A 16,840-nucleotide genomic window follows, 5' to 3' on the forward strand; every position below is an offset into this window, starting at 1 on the left:
GGCGGGACGCGTCGCTTACGGCGGGATGGCGGCCACCGGCGCCGCCGGCCGGAACGCGCGGGTCCTCAGGACTTGGGCAGCAGTTCCGGCTTGAGGATGCCGCGCAGGTCCGAGTACGGAATGCTCAGTTCCGGTTCGCCATGCGAGTAGGGGGCGATCGAGTAGGCGTCGTACTTGACCACGATGCCGTCGCGCGTGAGCGCGAAGTTGTCGCTTTCCTGGAACGGCCACATCTTGTTGTAGGCGGCCGGGTCGCGCTTGGCGTCCGCATTGCCGGCCAGCCACTTGGCGTGCGCCTGGCGCAAGGCGGCGACGTATTCGGCGCGGCGCCCGGGGATCAGGGCCTCGTCCAGCGCCATGACGCGGCCGCGGCTGCGCTCCCAATTCAGGTACTGGGTGGCGGGAATGCCGTGCGCGGCGCCCGTCAGGAACTGCTCGGTGTGCAGCTCGATCGAGACGATGTCGCCCACGGTGTCCTTGACACTGGCCTTGAAGTAGGTGGCGTCGCGCGGGCGCGCGGTGGACCAGAAATACTGCGTGTATTCCGACAGCGTCTCGTACGGGCCGCGGCGATTGGCGTCGGTGCCCGTCATGTAGGCCAGCACGTGGTCGACCAGCGCGCTCAGTTTCGGGATGCCGGGAAAGGCCACGCTGTCGATCTCGATGCGCGGGCAGTCGCCCTTGCAGTCGGGCTTGTTGGACGCCCACTTGATGCGCTCGGTGGCCAGGTCGCCGATCTTCTCGGGCGTGGCCGTGCCGGCCGTTGGCGAGTCCAGGGTGATGTTGGCGGGGGGCGAACTGCCGCAGCCGGCCAGGGCCAGCAGGACGGCTCCCAGACCCGCGGCGGACAGGCCGCGCGGCTTGCGGGGAAGACGCATTGAACTACCTCCAGAAAACCCGGCCGCGCGCGCGGGCGCGACCGTCCGACTCAAACCCGCGGCGCCTCAGGGGACGACCGCGGTCCATTCGGGCGTGGAGAACTTTTCGGCGGCCTGGGTCTCGGCCTGGGCCAGCGTGGCCGCGCCCAATTGGCCCGGCGTCAGCCGGTGCAGGCTGGCGAAGGTGTCCACCATGCGCTGGATGATGACCTCGCGCGCCAGCCCGGTCTGGGTGCGCAGCGGGTCGACCCGCTTCTTGGCGCTGGTGGTGCCCTTGTCCGACAGTTTCTCGCGCCCGATGCGCAAGACTTCCACCATTTTATCGGCGTCGATGTCGTAGGACATGGTGACGTGGTGCAGCACTGCCCCTGCGCGGCGCGCCTGGGCCGCGCCGCCGATCTTGCCGATGTCCGAGGCGATGTCGTTGAGCGGCTGGTACCAGGCCTTGATGCCCAGCCCCTGCAGCGCTTGTAGTACCCACGCGTCCAGGAAGGCATAGCTTTCCTGGAAGCTCATGCCGTGCACCAGCGCCTGCGGCGCGCTGAGGGAATAGGTGATGCTGTTGCCCGGTTCGATGAACATGGCGCCGCCGCCGCTGACGCGGCGCACCACCTCGATGCCGTGGCGCCGGGCGCCTTCGGGATCGACTTCGTTCTTGAGCGATTGGAAGCGGCCGATCACGACCGCGGGCGCCGACCATTCCCAGATGCGCAGGGTGGGCGGGCGCGTGCCGGCGCCGACCTCATCGGTGATGACGGCGTCCAGCGCCATGTGCAGCGCGGGGCGCTGCGGGGCTTCGTGGATCAGTTGCCAGTCGTAGTCGTTCCAGTCGGTGCGCGTCATGCCAGCGCCCTCCGCAGTACCACCGCCACGGCCTCGGCCGAGAAGCCGAACATTTCGGTGTCGGGCGGCAGCGCCGACTGCACCGCCAGCGCCAGTTCCAGTTCGCCGGCGTCGGCCGGCAGGCCGTTCAGGCCGCGGTTGATGGCTTCCAGCGCCTCGGGCGGTTCCAGGAAGAAATCACCGCTGATGCGGACGTCGGCCAGGCGGCCGTCGCGGACTTCCAGGTCCGCGACCACCAGCTTGCCGCCGGGGACTTTGTATTCGCCGTGCATGGGCGCTCCTTGTGTATCAGGCCTGGCGCCGGGGGCGGCGCTACAGGCTCAGTTTCATGCCGTCATGGCTGGCCACGAAACCCAGGCTTTCGTAGAAGCGGCGGGCGTCGGGCCGGGCGCGGTCGGTGGTCAGCTGCACCATGGCGCATCCCTGCGCGCGGCACTGCTCGATGGCCCACTCGAACATGGCGCGTCCCAGGCCCTGGCCGCGCGCCGACGAGGCGATGCGCACGCTTTCGATCTGTCCGCGCCACTGGCCCAGCCGCGACAGGCCGGGTATGAACGATAACTGCAAACAGCCGATCAGGCGCGCGTCGCGCTCGACCACCGCGAAGTACTGGTTCGGGTCCTGCTCGATGGCGGCAAAAGCCGCAGTGTAGCGGGGGTTGAGCGGAATCGAGGGATCTTCGCGCTTGGCGCCGAGTTCGTCGTCGGCCAGCATGGCCACGATCTCGGGCAGGTCGCCCACGCGCGCGCGGCGGAACCGCAGCGGGGAGTCGGTCATGGCGGCCTCCGCTCAGCGCACGTTCTGGGCGGTCTGGCCGAACAGGATGCGGCGCGATTCCTCGTCGCTGACCGACGGCGCGGTGTTGACCTTGTCGGCCAGCGCATAGGCGCGCTGCACGGCCGGGCGCGCGGCGATGGCGTCGAACCAGCGCTTCAGGTGCGGGAAGTCGTTCAGGTCCTGGCCCTGCTTGGCGTGCGGCACGATCCAGGGGTAGGACGCCATGTCGGCGATGGAGTAGTCGCCGGCGACGAATTCGCGGTCGGCCAGGCGCTTGTTCAGCACGCCGTAGAGGCGGTTGGTTTCCTTGACGTAGCGCTCGATGGCATAGGGGATGCGCTCGGGCGCGTAACCCGAGAAGTGGTGGTTCTGGCCGGCCATGGGGCCCAGGCCGCCCATCTGCCAGAACAGCCATTGCGAGACCTCGGCGCGGCCGCGCACGTCGGCGGGCAGGAAGCGGCCGGTTTTTTCGGCCAGGTACTGCAGGATGGCGCCGGACTCGAACAGCGACAGCGGCGCGCCGCCGTCGGCCGGCTGCTGGTCGACGATGGCGGGAATGCGGTTGTTGGGCGCGATGGCCAGGAATTCGGGCTTGAACTGGTCGCCCTTGCTGATGTTGACCGGGTGGATCTCGTACGGCAGTCCGGCTTCTTCCAGGAAAATCGTGATCTTGTGGCCGTTCGGGGTGGTCCAGTAATAGAGATCGATCATGGGGATTCCTCAGCGTCTTGGCGCCGCCGGCCACTGCCGGCGGATCGGAAGGCCCATGATAGCGGCGCCCCGGGCGCGCGGCCGAATACCCGGGGGCGCGGTGCGGGTTTGGCTCGCGCTTCAGGGTCAGGCCGCGCCGGGCCGCGCGCCGCCGCGCAGGCGCCACTGCCAGTTCAGGCTGACGCCGGCGGCCGCCAGGAAGATCATGGCCACGCCCAGCACCTGGGTGGCGTCCATGCGGTGGCCGTACACCACCAGGTCCAGCAGGATCGCCACGGCCGGGTAGATGAAGCTCAGGGCGGCGGTCGAGGTGGTGGGCAGCTTCTGGATCGCCGAGTACATCAGGATGTACATCAGGCAGGTGTGGACCAGGCCCAGCGCCACCAGGTAGCCCCATTGCAGCGGGGCCGTGGGTAGCGCCTGGAAGTCGGCCATCGGCAGCAGCATCAGCGCGCCCAGCGTCACCTGCACCAGCGCCAGCACCTGCGGCGGGATGCCCTTCAGGCGCTTGACGATGACGGCGGTGATGCCATAGAGCGCCGCCGCGCCCAGCCCCAGCAGCAGGCCCGACAGGTAGGCGCCGCCGCCGCTGTGGTCGGTGAGCTTGAGCACCAGCAGCAGGCCGGCGAAGGCGATCACCGACCACGCCAGCTTGCCGCGGGTGGGGCGTTCGCCCAGGAACAGCGCGCCCAGGCCGATCAGGAAGAAGGGCTGCACGTTGTAGACCGCGGTGGCCAGCGAGATCGAGGCCAGGCGGTAGGCCGAGAACAGCAGCACCCAGTTCAGCACCAGCGCGGCGCCGGCGGCCAGCGCCAGCGCCAGGGTGCGGGCCGTGAACAGGCCGGGCTTGAGCAGGCCACGGGCCCAGCAGTAGAGGAACAGCGACACGGCGCCGAAGACGCAGCGGAAGAACACCACGTTCCAGGCGCTCTGGCCGGATTCCAGGACGAACACGCCCAGGGTGCCGGACAGGGTCATGGCGGCGGCCATCTGGGCCAGGCCAACGCGATCGGATGAGGGGGACATGGAAGGCTCCTGCGGGCCGTTCGGCCCTTGATTCGATGGAGAAATTATCCCAGGCCGATCGGGCTGGTTATATGATGTTGCTGCGGCAGTTTTGCCTTTCAACCTTCGTTCGGGTGGAATTTATGCAGAATGACCTAAAAATTGAAAACCCGGTTCTCGATGGCATCGACCGCCGCCTGGTGGAGATGCTGACGGCCAATGCGCGCACCACCACCGCCGACCTGGCGCGCCAGGTCGGCATGTCCGCGCCGAGCGTGGCCGACCGCCTGCGGCGGCTGGAGGAATCGGGCGTGATCCGCGCCTACACGCTGGACGTGGATCCGGTGGCGCTGGGCTATACGCTCGAAGCGATCGTGCGCATCCGGCCGTTGCCCGGGCAGTTGCGGCGGGTCGAAGGGCTGATCCAGGAGATTCCGGAATTCGTGGCGTGCGACAAGGTCACGGGCGACGACTGCTTCTTCGCGCGCATGGTGCTGCGTTCGATCTCGCACCTGGACGGCATCCTGGAACGCGTGACCGAATTCGCCGAAACCAACACCGCCATCGTCAAGGCGCACACGGTGCGCGGCCGCCTGCCGCCGCTGCGTTGAGCGGCGCGGCGGGATGCGTGCCGGGTTGGGGAAGCAGGGCGGCGGGCGTGACGCTTCAGTGGCCGGCCCCGGACCCGGGATGGCCGGGCGGACGGCAGCCGGCCTCAGGGTGAATCAGGCGGCGGGGACCGCCAGGGCGCGAACGATGTCGTCCTTCAGCCCGGCCGGCGTGTCGGTGGGGGCGTAGCGCTTGATCACCTGGCCGTCGCGGCCCACCAGGAACTTGGTGAAGTTCCACTTGATGCCCTCGGTGCCGAAGACGCCGGGCTTCTCGCCCTTGAGCCAGCGGTACAGCGGGTCGGCGTTGGCGCCGTTGACGTCGATCTTGGCGAACAGCGGGAAGGTGATGTCGTACTGCGTGGTGCAGAAGTCGAGGATCTCGGCCTCGTTGCCGGGCTCCTGGCGGCCGAACTGGTCGCAGGGAAAGCCCAGCACCGTCAGGCCGTCATCGCGCAAGGCGCGGTACAGCTCTTCCAGGCCCGAATACTGCGGCGTGAAGCCGCATTTCGAGGCCACGTTCACCACCAGCAGGACCCGGCCGCGGTAGGCGGCCAGCGGCTGGTCGGCGCCGTGGATGTCGCGGGCCGAAAAATCGTAGATCGTGCTCATGCGGGCTCCCAGGGGTCAGGCGTCGGAACGGGACGAAGCCAGCGCGCCGGCCGGCGGCGTCTGCGTCATCCCGGCGTGGCGCCCATAGTAGCGCGTGCCCCACAGGGTCAGCAGCAACACCGCCGCGGTGATGGCCGCCGACATCCACGGCAGATCGGTCAGCGGCAGGCCGTGGCCCAGCGCCAGGCTGCCCAGCCAGGCGCCGCCGGCGTTGCCCAGGTTGAAGGCGCCCTGGTTCAGCGTCGAGGCCAGGTTGGGGGCCTCGGCCGCCTGGTCCACGATCAGCGTCTGCAGCAGCGGCACCACGGCAAAGCCGAGCGTGCCCCAGATGAAGGTCATCACCAGCATCGGCGCCAGCGCGTGGATGGCCTGGCTGAGCGCCAGGAACACCAGCAGCAGGCCCAGGAAGATGCGGCGCAGCGACACTTCCAGGTTGCGGTCGCCCAGCTTGCCGCCGAGCGTGCTGCCCACCGTGAGCGCGACGCCGAACAGCAGCAGCACGCCGGTCACGCCGCGTTCGGACACGCCGGTGATGTCGCGCAGGATCGGCGCGATGTAGGTCAGCACGCAGAACAGCGCGGCCGAGGCCAGCACGCTGGCCAGCAGCGGCCACAGCACGCGCACGTCGCGCAGCACGCGGAATTCGCGCAGGATGTTGCCGGGTTGCATCGGGATGCGGCCGGGCAGCCAGGCCGCCAGCGCCGCCACCGCGGCCAGGCCGATGGCGCTGACCACCCAGAAGGTCGAGCGCCAGCCCGCCACCTGGCCCAGCGCGGTGCCCAGCGGCACGCCCAGCACGTTGGCCAGCGTCAGGCCGGTGAACATCAGCGCGATGGCGCTGGAGCGCTGGTGGCGCGGCACCAGGTCGGCCGCCACCACCGCGCCGATGCCGAAGAAGGCGCCATGGCAGAAGGCGGTGAAGACGCGCGCGGCCATCAGCGTGCCGTAGCCCGGCGCCAGCGCACAGAGCAGGTTGCCCAGCACGAAGGTGCTGGCCAGGCCGATCAGCGTGGCCTTGCGCGGCAGCCGAGCGGTAATGATGGCCATGATGGGCGCGCCGATCACGACGCCCATGGCGTAGCCGGTGATCAGCAGGCCGGCGATGTCGATGCTGACGTCGAGGTCGGTGGCGACGTTGGGCAACAGCCCCATGATGACGAATTCGCTGGTGCCGATGCCGAAGGCGGCGGCGGCCAGCGCGATGAGATGCAGGGGCATGTAAAACTGGCGAGAGGGCCGGGCGTTCGGGGCCGCGGCGACAGGGAAGGGAGCGCGAATTTTAGAGCAGCCGCGCGCGCGCCGCCGCAAATCCCTGTCGGCGTTACGGGTATGCCCGTGTTGCGATGCTATCCCCGCGCGCCGCGGGGCTATTGCCGTCGCGGCGTGGGCCGCGGCCTATCATGTGCCATCGCAGTCAGCGCAAGCGGCGCAAAGGAGGCCGGCCATGCGGGAAATGATCGATCGTCTGGAAACCATGTTGGCCAAGGGCACCGACAACATGTTGTTGCGATTCTCGCTGGGCAAGGCCTACGCCGAACAGGAGTGCTTTGGCGATGCCGAAACGCACTTACGCGCCTCGCTCGCCTTCGATCCCGCCTATTCGGTGGCCTGGAAGTGGCTGGGCAAGGCCTGCCTGGGGCGGGGTGACAAGGCCGGCGCGCGCGAGGCCTGGGAGGCTGGCCTGAAGGCCGCGCAGGCGCGCGGCGACAAGCAGGTGGAAAAGGAACTGCTGGTGTTCATGAAGCGCCTGGACAAGGACGCGGCCGTCGCCCCATGACACGCCGGTCGGCCCGGCCCGGCGCCGCTCAGGCGTCGGCCGCGGCGTCGACCAGCCATTGCTTCAAGGCCGCCAGCGCCGGCGCCGCGCCCGCCGGCGTGGCGCGCGATTCGATCAGCCCGTAGCTGGAGCCGTCGGGCGTGAAATCCAGCGGCGCCACCAGGCGGCCGCTGCGCAGGTCGTCCAGCGCCAGGATACGCGGACTGAGCGCCACCCCGAGGCCGGCGGCGGCCGCTTCCACCATCAGGAAATGATGATCCAGGCTGCGCGTGGCGCGCGGGGCGGGCCGCCCCGGGGCTTGATTCAGCCAGTCGTCCCAGGCGCGCGGCCGGGTGCGCGAGGACAGCGCCACGTAGTCGCCGGCCTGGAATGCGGGCAACAGCGACGGGGCCATGACCGGACCCATGTTTTCCGCCATCAGCGGCGTGACGATCCAGTCGGGATGCACCGGGAAGTCCAGGCGCCGCAGCGCCAGCGTGGCCTGGTCGCGGGCGAAGTCCAGCGGGCCGCCGCCGACCGACAGGTGCAGTTCGATCTGCGGATGCCGGTCCTGGAATGCCGACAGCCGCGGGATCAGCCAGCGCATGGCCACCGAGCGCTCGCAGGACAGCACCAGCGGCCGCCGCGTATCGCGCGCCTGCAGGGTGTCGATGGTGTCCTGGATCAGCGCCAGCGCGCGCTGCATGGTCGAGGCCAGCAACTGGCCGCCCGCGGTGACGCGCAAGCCGCGGCCGGCGGGTTCCACCAGGGCCAGCCCGAGGTCGTCGGCCAGCTTGGCCACGCGCCGGCTGACCGCGCCGTGGGTCAGCGCCAGTTCGTCGGCGGCCGCGCGCACCGAGCCCAGGCGGGCGACCGCCTCGAAGGCGCGCAGATCGTTCAGGGAGGGGCGGCGGGTCGGCTTCATTGGTGATTTTTAATCACGAATAATCGTCAGAAATGATCGATTTTCCTGGTGGGTGAGATGCATTTTAATCACCAATATGAACTCACCGGAAAACCCTCGCCAGGCGATCGGCATCCTGGCGGATGACCTCACCAGCGCCGCCGATGGCGCCGCGCCATTCCTGCGCGGTTTCGGCGCGGTGCGGGTGCATCGCGGCGTGCCGGGCGACCAGACGCACGCCGTGTTGTCCATCGACACCGGCAGCCGCGCCCGTCCCGAAGCGCAAGCCGGCCGCCTCGTGGCGCAGGCCACCCGGGCGCTGGCGGCGCGCGGCATCCTGTACAAGACCATGGATTCGACGCTCAGGGGCCACGTCCGGACGGAACTGGCGGCGGCCATGCGCGCCAGCGGCCGGCGGCTGCTGGTGGTGGCGCCGGCCTTTGCCGAGGCGGGGCGGGTGACGCGCGGGGGAATCCAGTACGTGCATGGCGTGCCGGTGGATGCCAGCCCCTACGGCGCCGATCCGGTGCATCCGGCGCGCAGCGCGCGCCTGCTCGACCTGATCGACCCGGACCTCGGGCCTGCCTGCGTCATCCCCGAGGACGCCAGCGCGATACAACTGCGGGCGGCGATCGCCACCGCGCGCGTGCTGGTGCTGGACGCCGCTACGCAACAGGCGCTGGATGCGCGGGTGGCACAGCTTTGGGGGCAGGGGTGTTCATGCCTTTGGGCCGGATCGCCCGGCCTGGCGCGGGCATTGGCGGCGCAAAGCGCGGAGGCGCCCATCACCGCCGCCGCCACGGCCCGCCGCGCGACGCGCGTGCTGGTCGTGGTCGGCAGCGCCAACCCGGCCAGCCAGGCGCAGTGCGAGGCCCTGCGGGCGGGCGGCGCGCGCCTGGCGACCCGGGCCGACGAGATCGCGGACGAGGACACGCTGGCCTGCCTGCGCGCACCGCGTTCGCCGCAAGCCGAACCGGCGGCGGTCCTGGCGGCGCTGGTGGCGCAGGCCGGGCGCGCCATGGCGCGGCATCGCTTTGATGGCCTGATCGCAACCGGCGGCGACACGCTGGCCGCGCTGCTCGAGGCGCTGGCCATCGACACCCTTACCTTGACCTGTGAACTGGCGCCCGGCTTTCCCGCCGGGACCGCCGTGTGCGCCGGCCAGCCGTTGTCGATCGCCATGAAGGCGGGCGGCTTTGGCGGGCCCGGCGCATTGCGCGATGCCGCCTGGAGACTGCTGTGCCGATGAACCCTGTGACCGCGCACGCCGGCCTGCCCGCGCCCGCCTTGCCCTTGGCCATCACCATGGGCGATCCCGCCGGCATCGGGCCGGAAATCGTCGCCAGGACCCTGCTGCGGGCGCGCTACGCGCAATGCTGCGTCGTCGTCGGCGATGCCGGCGTGATGGCGCGCGCGCTGGCGCCGCTGGGCGCGGCCGCCCGCCTGCGGGTGGTGGAAGACGTGGCCGGGATCCGGGCCGGATGGGAGGCCGGCGAGATCCGCCTGTTGCCATCGTCGCGCATGCCGGCGCCGCCGCCATTCGGGCGGATCGACGCGGCCGCCGGCCAGGCGGCATACCAGGCCATCTGCCTGGCCATCGACCTGGCGCGCCAGGGCCGGGTGGCGGGCATGGTCACGGCGCCCGTGCACAAGGAAGCGCTGGCCGCGGCCGGCGTGCCGTACCCCGGCCACACCGAGATCCTGGCCGAACGCGGCGGCGCCGCGCGCGTGGCGATGATGCTGGCCAATGGGGCCATCGCCACGGTGCTGGTCACCATCCATTGCTCGCTGCGCCAGGCCATCGAGCGCGCCGATTTCGACGCGCAACTGTCGGCGATCCGGCTGGCGCACCAGGGCGGCCGCGCGCTGGGCGCCGCCGCGCCGCGGGTGGCGGTGGCCGGGCTGAACCCGCATGCCGGCGAAGGCGGCCTGTTCGGCGACGAGGAACAACGCATCATCGCCCCGGCCATTGCCGCCGCGCGCCGGGAAGGCATCGATGCCAGCGGCCCGTGGCCGGGCGACACGGTCTTCATGCAGGCGCGCCAGGGCCGTTTCGACGTGGTGGTGGCGCAGTACCACGACCAGGGCCTGATCCCGGTCAAGTACCTGGGCCTGGAACAGGGCGTGAACATCACGCTGGGCCTGCCTTTTGTCCGCACCAGTCCCGACCACGGCACGGCGTTCGACATCGCCGGCCAGGGCATCGCCGATCCCGCCAGCCTGCAGACCGCCATCGACCATGCCTTGCGGCTGGCCGCCAACCCGCCGGACGCCGCCGCGTCCGGCCACCGCGCGTAAGCGCCCCGACCTATGATCGAACCCATTGCCCCTGGCGCGACCCGCATGCCCGCCGACTTCATCTTCATGCTGACCCGCAACGACCGCACCATCGACGCGGCCGATGCCTGCCTGGACATCGCGCTGGCCAGCGGCGTGCGCCACCTCGGCTTCAAGGACATCGGCCAGCCGCTGGCCGTGCTGGGACGCCTGCGGCGCGCCATCCACGCGGCGGGCGCGCGTTGCTATCTGGAGGTGGTCTCGCAGGACCGCGAGAGCGAACTGGCGTCGGTGCGCGCCGCGCTGGAACTCGACGTGGACTGCCTGTTGGGCGGCACGCATGTGGATGACGCGCTGGCGCTGCTGGCCGGCTCGCGCATCCGCTATTACCCGTTTCCGGGACGCGTCCATGGCCATCCCAGCATCCTGGGCGGCACACGCGGGCAGATCGCGCACAGCGCGCGGCAACTGGCCGCCAAGCCCGGCGTGCACGGCCTGGATCTGCTGGCCTACCGTGCCGATGTCGACGTGCCGGCGCTGATGCGGGAAGTGTGCGGCGTGGCGCGGCCGGTGATCGTGGCGGGCTCGCTCGATACGCCGGCCCGCATCCAGGCGGCCTGCCGCGCGGGAGCGGCCGGTTTCACGGTCGGCACGGCCGCGCTGGACGGCCGCTTTGCCGCCGCGCAGGCGGGCCTGGCGGGCCAGCTTGCGGCGATCCAGGCCGCCGCCGCGGCGGCCTGAAGCCGCGCGCCGCGCGTCACTGGGCGCGCCGTTCCAGCAACGGCTGCGCCGGCCGCGACGCGGGCAGCAACGCCGCCGCCGGCGCCGCGGCGCGCTTGGGCAGCACGGTCTGCGCGCCGGCAATGCGGAACACCTCGATGGCGTGGCGCAGTTGCGCGCCGCGCGTGCGCAGGTTGTCCACCGCCCGGCTGGCCTGTTCCACGCGCGCCGCGTTGCTCTGCGCGGCGCTGTCGGTTTCCGAGATGGTGCGGCTGACGTTGTCGATGCCGGTGTGCTGCTCGTTGGAGGTGGCCGCGATCTCGTTGACGATCTGGGTCACCTGCTGCACCGAACCGACGATGTCGAGCATGGCCTCGCCGGCGCGCTCGACGTGGCGCACGCCGTCCTCGACCTTGTGATTGGAGGCCTCGATCAGCTCCTTGATCTCGCGCGCGGCGGTGGCGCTTTTCTGCGCCAGGCTGCGCACCTCGGCGGCCACCACCGCGAAGCCCTTGCCGGCCTCGCCGGCGCGGGCCGCCTCGACCGCGGCATTGAGCGCCAGGATGTTGGTCTGGAAGGCGATGCCGTCGATGATGCCGACGATCTCGCTGATGCGCGCGGTGCTCTGCACGATGCCCTGCATCGCCCGCACCGCGTCGTCGACCACCTGGCCGCCGCGCCGGGCCACGTCCGAGGCCTGGTTGGCCATCTGGTCGGCCCCGTGCGCGTTGGTGGCGGTCTGCTTCACGGTCGAGGCCAACTGCTCCATGCTGGCCGCGGCTTCCTCCAGCGAGGCCGCCTGGCGTTGCGTATGGGCCGACAGGTCCGCATTGCCGTCGGCGATCTCGGCGGCCGAGGTGAGCGCGCTCTCGATGCCGTTGTGCACGTCGCGCGTGATGCTCACCAGGCTCTTGCGCATCACTTCCAGCGAGAACTTCAGCGCGCCGATCTCGTCGCGGATGCTGGCCGGCGGCAAGGGCGTGCTGAGATTGCCGGCGGCGATCTGGCGCGTGAAATCGGTGGCGGTGACCAGCAGCCCGGAAATCGAGCGGGCAAAGCCCCAGCCCGAAGCGAAGATCAGGATCACGCCGGTCGCCAGCATGGCCGCCGCCAGGGCGATTTCCTCGGTGCTCATGCGGTCCAGCATGCCATACAGCGCCACGCCGGCCGCGCCCAGGAACAGCGTGCTGGCCAGCACGGCCCAGGCCAGCATGCGCGAGCGCACGCCGGTCAGGCGCCACAGCTTCAGGCGTGCCAGCACGCCGCGCAGGCCGGTCGGCTTGACCTGGCCGCGGCTGAGGCGGAAGCCGCGCGCGCTGCCGTCGCGCAGGCTGCGGTAGGCGGCGTCGGCGGCCTCGATCTGCGCGCGGGTCGGCTTGACCCGCACCGAGGCATAACAGACCGTCTCGCCGCGTTCGATGATGGGCGTGACGTTGGCCAGCACCCAGTAGTAGCCGCCGTCCTTGCGGCGGTTCTTGACCACGCCGGTCCAGGATTCGCCGCGCTGGATGGTGCGCCACAGGTCCTCGAAGGCCGCTTCGGGCATGTCGGGATGGCGCACGATGTTGTGGGCCGCGCCCACCAGTTCTTCGCGCGCGAAGCCGCTGACTTCCACGAACGCCGGGTTGGCGTAGATGATGCGGCCGCGGGCGTCGGTGCGCGATATCAGGTACTGCTCGTCGTGTAGCGTGTATTCCTTGTCGTAGACCGGCTGGTTATTGCGCATGCGTCATTCGTCCTGTGATGGGCGGGGCGTGTTGCTGCCGGATCATCGGGGACGGACGATATCGCTGGGTTGATCTACGTCAAAACATTCTGAAACTATACGAAACGTAAATGAGCGCAAGCCGGGGCGGCCATGATGTGATGGACGATTTTGGCCGCCGCTCAGGCCTTGGGCAGGTTGCCGAAGGCCTCCAGCGCGCGCAGCCGGCTTTGGGGCAGGTCGACGATCGGCGCGGGATAGCCGGCCGCCGCGCGCTCCATCGGGCTGGGATCGTGGATGGCGTTGTCGTCCAGGTGCGCCAGCTCGGGCAGCCATTCGCGCAGGAACACGCCGCGCGGATCGAACTTGCGCGATTGCGACAGCGGGTTGAAGACGCGGAAGTAGGGCACCGAATCGGCGCCGGTCGAGGCGCTCCATTGCCAGCCGCCGTTGTTGGCCGCCAGGTCGCCGTCGACCAGGTGCGCCATGAACCACGCTTCGCCCAGGCGCCAGTCGATCAACAGGTTCTTGGTGAGGAACATGGCCGTCACCATGCGCAGCCGATTGTGCATCCAGCCCAGCGCCAGCAGCTGCCGCATGGCGGCATCGACGATCGGCAGGCCGGTGCGGCCCTGCTGCCAGGCGCGCAGGTCGTCGGGCGCGTCGCGCCACGGCACGGCCGCGGTTTCCGGCTTCATGGGCTGGTGCATCGACAGCGCTGGACACGCCGCCAGCAGGTGCTGGTAGAACTCGCGCCACAGCAGTTCGTTGATCCAGGTGGCCGCGCCCGCCTTGCCGCTTTCGAGTTCGCCCTGGTTGGCGGCCAGCGCGGTGCGCAGCGCCTGGCCCGGTGACAGCACGCCGGCCGCCAGATAGGGCGACAGGCAACTGGTGGCCGGCAGGCTGGGGAAGTCGCGCTCGTCGCGATAGGCGTCGATGACGCCGTCGGCAAAGGCGTCCAGGCGCGCGCCCGCCGCGCTCTCGCCGGCAGGCCACAGCGCGCGGATGGCGTCGCTGGCGGGCGCATAGCCTTCGAAGGCCTCGGGCAGCGGGTCGGCGGCCCAGGCCGGGGCCGCCTGCGGCCGGGGCGCGGGCAGCGCGCGCGGCGGCGCGCTGCGCAGGCGTTCGCGGCAGGCGCGCGCATAGGGGGTGTAGACGCGGTAGCAATCGCCCTTGCCGGTGACCACGGTGCCGGGACGCAGCAGCGATGCGCCATGGTGCAGGGTCCAGTCGATGCCGGCCTCGGCCAGGCGGCAGGCCACCGCGTCGTCGCGGCGCCGTTCGTTCACGGCCCATTCGGTGTTGGCGTGGACCGCCGTGATCCCGTGTTCGCGGCAGAACCGCGGCAGCGCATCGGGCACCTGGTCCCAGGTATCCACGGTCAGCAGCTTCAGGGGAATGCCGAGCCGGGCCAGGTCGCGCGACAGCGTGCGCAGGTTGCGCAGCCAGAAGTCGACCTTGGCCGGGGCGTCGCCATGCAGGCGCCACTGGCCCGGCGCGGCAATGAACAGGGCGGTGGCGGTGCCTTCAGCGGCCGCGGCCGCCAGGGCGGGGTTGTCGTGCAGGCGCAGGTCGGTGCGCAGCCAGATCAGGGTATGCATGCGGGCGGTGGGTCCGGAAAGAGGGGGCGGGAGGCGCGCGGCGAGGCTGGCATTCTATCCCGCGGACCCAGGCCGTCCCGGGCCGCGCCGCACACCTTGTAAAAACTACGAGTAGATGTGACGAACCGCGGCGCCGTGGACCGGCCGATGGAGACGGCGTCCCACAGCCAAAGCGCGCCGGATCGGGCGCGGCGGGCGGTCAAACCATGAAACACGCTGGCGCTTTCCCTGTATTGACGCCGTCGTCACGGCCGCCATGTAATTCATCTGACGATCAAACAAAAAAATGACGATATGGGACATTTGATGGATCTCCGCCCGTCCTTCCTCAAAGGACGCACACCCGCCGCCAGGACGTCGCGCGATGTCCTGCAACAATTGTGGCGCTCGCTCGACCTGCCCGACGAAGCGCTCGAGCACGTGGTGTTGACCGGCGCGGATCCGGTGTTGCCGTCTTCGTTCGCGGTGGGCACCGCGGCCCAGGCCAGCATGGCCGCGGCGGCGCTGGCGGCGGCGGAAATCTGGCATCTGCGCGGCGGCGAACGCCAGCAGGTCGGTGTCGACATGCTGCATGCGGCGCAGGAATGCCGCAGCCATTTCACCATCAACGGCGTCGCGCCCGACCCGCGCGATCCCATCACCGGGGCCTATCGCTGCGGCGACGGCGGCTGGGTGCGCATCCACGCCAATTTCCCGCATCACCGCGATGGCGCCCTGGCGCTGCTGGGCTGTCCCACCGGCGACGGCGCGACCCGCGAGGCGGTCGAGCAGGCGTTGGCACGCTGGCGCGCGCTGGATTTCGAACAGGTGGCCGCGGATGCCGGCATGGTGGTCGCCGCCATGCGCAGCTTCGATGAATGGGACCGCCATCCGCAAGGCCAGGCCATCGCGGCGCAGCCGTTGCTGACGATCGAGCGCATCGGCGAGGCCGATCCGCGGCCGCTGCCCAAGTACGGGCACGATGCGCGTCCGCTCAAGGACATCCGCGTGCTGGACCTGACCCGCATCATCGCCGGGCCGGTGTGCGGCCGGGCGCTGGCGGCCTATGGCGCCGACGTGATGCTGGTGAACTCGCCGCATCTGCCCAACATCGCCAACCTCATCGACACCAGCCGCGGCAAGCTGTCGGTGCAGGCCGACCTGGATACCGCCGATGGCCGCATCGCGCTGGCCAACCTGCTGCGCAGTGCGCACGTGTTCGTGCAGGGCTACCGCCCCGGAGGCATGGCGGCGCTCGGCTTCGGCCCCCAGGACGCGGCGCGTTTGCGCCCCGGCATCGTGTACGTATCGTTGTCCGCCTATGGCGCCGTCGGCCCCTGGGCCAACCGCCGCGGCTTCGATTCATTGGTGCAGACCGCCGCCGGCTTCAACCAGGCCGAAGCGGCCGCCGCCGGACAGGAGGCGCCCAAGCCTTTGCCGATGCAGATCCTGGACCATGCCTCGGGCTACCTGATGGCTTTCGGCGCGCAGGTGGCGCTGGCGCGCCAGGCCACCGAGGGCGGCAGCTGGCATGTGCGGGTGTCGCTGGCCCAGACCGCGCACTGGCTGCGCACGCTCGGCCGCGTCGACGGCGGCCTGTCCTGTCCGATGCCGGGCTTCGCCGGCCTGCTCGAAACCGAGCCGTCGGGCTTCGGCGAGCTGGTGGCGTTGCGCCATGCGGCGCAGTTCTCCCAGACGCCGGCGCGCTGGACCCGGCCTTCGAGTCCGCCGGGCACGCATCCGACCGTGTGGCCGTTCAACTGAGTCGGAGCAGGGTTTAGCGCGCGGTCGGCGGCCGTTCCCTGCCGGGCGTCGCTGCGGGTCAGCGGATACTTGCCGGGCAGCCGAACGTGCTCCCCGGTGCGGCCGCCGCGTTCAGCCAATCACTTGCGGCCGGCCTTCCATTCGCGCAGCGCGCGCATGGTGTTGCTGACGTGGGCTTCGGGATTCATGTTGGTGTATTCGTACAGGATCCTGCCATCCGGCGTGATCACGTAGGACACGCGCTGCGCGCGGTCGGGGCGGGCGTCGAGCACGGCATCGTAGGACTTCATGATCTTGCCGTCGCCATCGGCGGCCACCGCGAACTTGCTGCGGCATTCGCTGACCGAGAACTTGTTCAGGGTGTCGATATCGTCGGCCGAGACGCCGATGACGGTGGCGCCCAGCGACTTGTATTCGTCGGTGGCCTCGGCGAAATCGTGGGCCTCGATGGTGCAGCCGGCCGTGAACGCGGCGGGGTAGAAATACAGCACCACGGGGCCTTGCTTGAGCGCCTCGGCCAGCTTGAAGGTGAACACGTTGCCGCCGAGCGAAGCCTGGGCGCTGAAGTCGGGCGCGGGCGCGCCGACGTCGAGGGCGGCGTGGGCGGCGGGGCCGGCCAGCAGGCCGCAGGCGAGGAACAGGGGGGCAAGGCGCTTCATGGGATCTCCGGGTATCGGGTGGCCGCGGGCCGCGTGGACAT

19 protein-coding genes are annotated in these 16,840 nt (G+C 70.5%); 6 read left to right on the forward strand and 13 right to left on the reverse strand.

Translation table 11 applies throughout. The features are described 5' to 3' along the window. Positions 1-65: 65 nt before the first annotated feature. From AT699_RS12535 to AT699_RS12560, 6 genes are all read right to left on the reverse strand, one after another. On the reverse strand, positions 66-878 hold the full coding sequence (locus AT699_RS12535) for an RsiV family protein (protein WP_024068669.1): 813 nt from the start codon (positions 876-878) through the stop codon (positions 66-68). Positions 879-944: 66 nt separating this feature from the next. After that, positions 945-1,721 (reverse strand): lipoate--protein ligase family protein, encoded by a 777-nt coding sequence (locus AT699_RS12540; RefSeq protein WP_020927403.1) that lies wholly within the window; start codon positions 1,719-1,721, stop codon positions 945-947. After that, positions 1,718-1,993 carry a lipoate protein ligase C-terminal domain-containing protein gene (locus tag AT699_RS31495; RefSeq protein ID WP_006385315.1) on the reverse strand — a complete coding sequence of 92 codons (276 nt, stop codon included), beginning with the start codon at positions 1,991-1,993 and terminating at the stop codon, positions 1,718-1,720. Before AT699_RS31495 ends, AT699_RS12540 begins: the two co-directional genes overlap by 4 nt. Before the next feature lie 40 nt (positions 1,994-2,033). Further along, positions 2,034-2,498, reverse strand: coding sequence for a GNAT family N-acetyltransferase (locus tag AT699_RS12550; protein WP_006385316.1), 465 nt, complete (start codon positions 2,496-2,498; stop codon positions 2,034-2,036). 12 nt (positions 2,499-2,510) lie between these two features. Continuing rightward, positions 2,511-3,209: a glutathione S-transferase N-terminal domain-containing protein gene (locus tag AT699_RS12555; RefSeq protein ID WP_024068670.1), complete on the reverse strand. Its 699-nt coding sequence runs from the start codon at positions 3,207-3,209 to the stop codon at positions 2,511-2,513. Positions 3,210-3,335: 126 nt separating this feature from the next. Then, entirely contained in the window at positions 3,336-4,235 is a 900-nt protein-coding gene (locus tag AT699_RS12560; RefSeq protein ID WP_024068671.1) for a DMT family transporter, read from the reverse strand. Between the two features lie 122 nt (positions 4,236-4,357). Between AT699_RS12560 and AT699_RS12565 the strand changes: the two genes are divergently transcribed. Further along, positions 4,358-4,825 (forward strand): Lrp/AsnC family transcriptional regulator, encoded by a 468-nt coding sequence (locus AT699_RS12565; RefSeq protein ID WP_006385319.1) that lies wholly within the window; start codon positions 4,358-4,360, stop codon positions 4,823-4,825. A gap of 114 nt (positions 4,826-4,939) precedes the next feature. On the opposite strand, the gene AT699_RS12570 is transcribed toward AT699_RS12565, so the two are convergent. Together AT699_RS12570 and AT699_RS12575 are read right to left on the reverse strand one after the other, a co-directional pair. After that, complete coding sequence (locus tag AT699_RS12570) at positions 4,940-5,434, reverse strand: glutathione peroxidase (protein ID WP_006385320.1); 495 nt, start codon at positions 5,432-5,434, stop codon at positions 4,940-4,942. A 15-nt stretch (positions 5,435-5,449) separates the two neighbouring features. Further along, the gene (locus AT699_RS12575) at positions 5,450-6,652 is read right to left on the reverse strand and encodes an MFS transporter (RefSeq protein ID WP_024068672.1); all 1,203 of its coding nucleotides are present in this window, start codon (positions 6,650-6,652) and stop codon (positions 5,450-5,452) included. A 226-nt stretch (positions 6,653-6,878) separates the two neighbouring features. Here AT699_RS12575 and AT699_RS12580 point away from each other — a divergent pair, with 226 nt between their 5' ends. Further along, on the forward strand, positions 6,879-7,211 hold the full coding sequence (locus AT699_RS12580; RefSeq protein ID WP_020927408.1) for a hypothetical protein: 333 nt from the start codon (positions 6,879-6,881) through the stop codon (positions 7,209-7,211). 28 nt (positions 7,212-7,239) lie between these two features. Here the strand turns inward: AT699_RS12580 and AT699_RS12585 are convergent, their stop codons facing one another. Next, the gene (locus tag AT699_RS12585) at positions 7,240-8,115 is read right to left on the reverse strand and encodes a LysR substrate-binding domain-containing protein (RefSeq protein ID WP_024068673.1); all 876 of its coding nucleotides are present in this window, start codon (positions 8,113-8,115) and stop codon (positions 7,240-7,242) included. 76 nt (positions 8,116-8,191) lie between these two features. On the opposite strand from AT699_RS12585, the gene AT699_RS12590 reads away from it, so the two are divergent. Genes AT699_RS12590 through AT699_RS12600 form a run of 3 tightly spaced genes read left to right on the forward strand, consistent with a single transcriptional unit; the run spans position 8,192 to position 11,112 of the window. Next, positions 8,192-9,343 carry a four-carbon acid sugar kinase family protein gene (locus AT699_RS12590; protein WP_054499468.1) on the forward strand — a complete coding sequence of 384 codons (1,152 nt, stop codon included), beginning with the start codon at positions 8,192-8,194 and terminating at the stop codon, positions 9,341-9,343. Between the two features lie 23 nt (positions 9,344-9,366). Then, entirely contained in the window at positions 9,367-10,392 is a 1,026-nt protein-coding gene (gene pdxA, locus AT699_RS12595) for a 4-hydroxythreonine-4-phosphate dehydrogenase PdxA (RefSeq protein ID WP_052102938.1), read from the forward strand. Between the two features lie 12 nt (positions 10,393-10,404). Next, on the forward strand, positions 10,405-11,112 hold the full coding sequence (locus AT699_RS12600) for a 4-hydroxythreonine-4-phosphate dehydrogenase (protein ID WP_024068676.1): 708 nt from the start codon (positions 10,405-10,407) through the stop codon (positions 11,110-11,112). A 16-nt stretch (positions 11,113-11,128) separates the two neighbouring features. Here the strand turns inward: AT699_RS12600 and AT699_RS12605 are convergent, their stop codons facing one another. The 3 genes from AT699_RS12605 to AT699_RS31500 all read right to left on the reverse strand — a co-directional run bounded on the left by AT699_RS12605 (position 11,129) and on the right by AT699_RS31500 (position 14,700). Then, a complete protein-coding gene (locus AT699_RS12605; RefSeq protein ID WP_054443468.1) occupies positions 11,129-12,817 on the reverse strand; it encodes a methyl-accepting chemotaxis protein in 1,689 nt (562 codons plus the stop codon). A 161-nt stretch (positions 12,818-12,978) separates the two neighbouring features. Beyond that, the gene (gene phrB, locus AT699_RS12610) at positions 12,979-14,397 is read right to left on the reverse strand and encodes a deoxyribodipyrimidine photo-lyase (protein WP_024068678.1); all 1,419 of its coding nucleotides are present in this window, start codon (positions 14,395-14,397) and stop codon (positions 12,979-12,981) included. Positions 14,398-14,502: 105 nt separating this feature from the next. Further along, positions 14,503-14,700: a hypothetical protein gene (locus AT699_RS31500; protein WP_145964678.1), complete on the reverse strand. Its 198-nt coding sequence runs from the start codon at positions 14,698-14,700 to the stop codon at positions 14,503-14,505. Between AT699_RS31500 and AT699_RS12615 the strand changes: the two genes are divergently transcribed. Next, on the forward strand, positions 14,692-16,140 hold the full coding sequence (locus AT699_RS12615; protein ID WP_026385082.1) for a CoA transferase: 1,449 nt from the start codon (positions 14,692-14,694) through the stop codon (positions 16,138-16,140). The two genes, AT699_RS31500 and AT699_RS12615, sit on opposite strands and share 9 nt — an antisense overlap. A 119-nt stretch (positions 16,141-16,259) precedes the next feature. Here AT699_RS12615 and AT699_RS12620 read toward each other — a convergent pair whose 3' ends face one another. Further along, positions 16,260-16,799: a peroxiredoxin gene (locus AT699_RS12620; RefSeq protein ID WP_020927416.1), complete on the reverse strand. Its 540-nt coding sequence runs from the start codon at positions 16,797-16,799 to the stop codon at positions 16,260-16,262. Between the last annotated feature and the right edge of the window lie 41 nt (positions 16,800-16,840).

The sequence above is a fragment of the Achromobacter xylosoxidans genome (genome assembly GCF_001457475.1).
Taxonomy (GTDB): Bacteria; Pseudomonadota; Gammaproteobacteria; order Burkholderiales; family Burkholderiaceae_B; genus Achromobacter; species Achromobacter xylosoxidans.

What these genes read in the sequence shown, in the direction of transcription:
- AT699_RS12535 (WP_024068669.1), bottom strand. Translation starts at nt 878, where the DNA reads ATGCGTCTTCCCCGCAAGCCGCGCGGCCTGTCCGCCGCGGGTCTGGGA.
- AT699_RS12540 (WP_020927403.1), bottom strand. Translation starts at nt 1,721, where the DNA reads ATGACGCGCACCGACTGGAACGACTACGACTGGCAACTGATCCACGAA.
- AT699_RS31495 (WP_006385315.1), bottom strand. Translation starts at nt 1,993, where the DNA reads ATGCACGGCGAATACAAAGTCCCCGGCGGCAAGCTGGTGGTCGCGGAC.
- AT699_RS12550 (WP_006385316.1), bottom strand. Translation starts at nt 2,498, where the DNA reads ATGACCGACTCCCCGCTGCGGTTCCGCCGCGCGCGCGTGGGCGACCTG.
- AT699_RS12555 (WP_024068670.1), bottom strand. Translation starts at nt 3,209, where the DNA reads ATGATCGATCTCTATTACTGGACCACCCCGAACGGCCACAAGATCACG.
- AT699_RS12560 (WP_024068671.1), bottom strand. Translation starts at nt 4,235, where the DNA reads ATGTCCCCCTCATCCGATCGCGTTGGCCTGGCCCAGATGGCCGCCGCC.
- AT699_RS12565 (WP_006385319.1), top strand. Translation starts at nt 4,358, where the DNA reads ATGCAGAATGACCTAAAAATTGAAAACCCGGTTCTCGATGGCATCGAC.
- AT699_RS12570 (WP_006385320.1), bottom strand. Translation starts at nt 5,434, where the DNA reads ATGAGCACGATCTACGATTTTTCGGCCCGCGACATCCACGGCGCCGAC.
- AT699_RS12575 (WP_024068672.1), bottom strand. Translation starts at nt 6,652, where the DNA reads ATGCCCCTGCATCTCATCGCGCTGGCCGCCGCCGCCTTCGGCATCGGC.
- AT699_RS12580 (WP_020927408.1), top strand. Translation starts at nt 6,879, where the DNA reads ATGCGGGAAATGATCGATCGTCTGGAAACCATGTTGGCCAAGGGCACC.
- AT699_RS12585 (WP_024068673.1), bottom strand. Translation starts at nt 8,115, where the DNA reads ATGAAGCCGACCCGCCGCCCCTCCCTGAACGATCTGCGCGCCTTCGAG.
- AT699_RS12590 (WP_054499468.1), top strand. Translation starts at nt 8,192, where the DNA reads ATGAACTCACCGGAAAACCCTCGCCAGGCGATCGGCATCCTGGCGGAT.
- AT699_RS12600 (WP_024068676.1), top strand. Translation starts at nt 10,405, where the DNA reads ATGATCGAACCCATTGCCCCTGGCGCGACCCGCATGCCCGCCGACTTC.
- AT699_RS12605 (WP_054443468.1), bottom strand. Translation starts at nt 12,817, where the DNA reads ATGCGCAATAACCAGCCGGTCTACGACAAGGAATACACGCTACACGAC.
- phrB (WP_024068678.1), bottom strand. Translation starts at nt 14,397, where the DNA reads ATGCATACCCTGATCTGGCTGCGCACCGACCTGCGCCTGCACGACAAC.
- AT699_RS12615 (WP_026385082.1), top strand. Translation starts at nt 14,692, where the DNA reads ATGGGACATTTGATGGATCTCCGCCCGTCCTTCCTCAAAGGACGCACA.
- AT699_RS31500 (WP_145964678.1), bottom strand. Translation starts at nt 14,700, where the DNA reads ATGTCCCATATCGTCATTTTTTTGTTTGATCGTCAGATGAATTACATG.
- AT699_RS12620 (WP_020927416.1), bottom strand. Translation starts at nt 16,799, where the DNA reads ATGAAGCGCCTTGCCCCCCTGTTCCTCGCCTGCGGCCTGCTGGCCGGC.